The following is a 725-nucleotide window of genomic DNA, read 5'->3' as shown; positions in this document are numbered from 1 at the left end:
AAAGGGTTCATTAGTAACAACTAAGGTAAATGTATCCAGAAGAATGAGCATTGCAAGAAATCATACAGCAACCCACCTATTACATAAGGCATTAAGAGAAATTCTAGGAACACATGTTGAACAATCAGGTTCACTTGTTGCAGATGACAGATTAAGATTTGACTTTACACATTTTGAAGCTCTATCTCATGAAGAACTGCACAAGGTTGAACAACTTGTAAATGAAAAGATACTAGAGGCTTTAAATGTTGAAACAATTGAGACTTCTCTAGAAGAGGCTAAAAAGATGGGTGCTACAGCTCTATTTGGTGAAAAATATGGAAGCACAGTAAGAGTAGTAAGAGCAGGTAATTTTAAAACATATAAAAAAAATATTTATGTGATATAAATCACTGAATCCCTAAAATATAACAACTATAATTAAGGCATAAGCAAATTAGAGGAGGGATTCAGATGAGTATGTTCTGTTATCAATGTCAAGAGGCCGCAGGTGGAAAAGGATGTAGTCTAAGAGGTGTATGTGGTAAAAATGATGTAGTTGCAAAGAGCCAAGATTTACTAATGTATACATTAAAGGGGTTATCAATGGTAAACCTTATAGCTAAGGAGAATGGGATCCAAAGGGACGATGTGGATAAGTTTATAATGGAGAGTCTATTTACAACTATTACAAATGTAAATTTTGATGATAAAGTAATATATGAAAGAGTATTTGAAGGAGTAAG

The 725-nt window shown here is 33.2% G+C and carries 2 pseudogenes; both read left to right on the top strand.

Features of this window, described 5'->3' with window-relative positions:
* A pseudogene (locus TCEL_RS13710) lies at positions 1–388 on the top strand (alanine--tRNA ligase); the annotation flags it as partial.
* Positions 389–453: 65 nt separating this feature from the next.
* Positions 454–725 (top strand): annotated as a pseudogene (locus tag TCEL_RS00385) (hydroxylamine reductase); the annotation flags it as partial.

This window comes from Thermobrachium celere DSM 8682, assembly GCF_000430995.1.
GTDB lineage: Bacteria > Bacillota > Clostridia > Clostridiales > Caloramatoraceae > Thermobrachium > Thermobrachium celere.
This window is presented reverse-complemented; position numbering and strand designations above follow the sequence as displayed.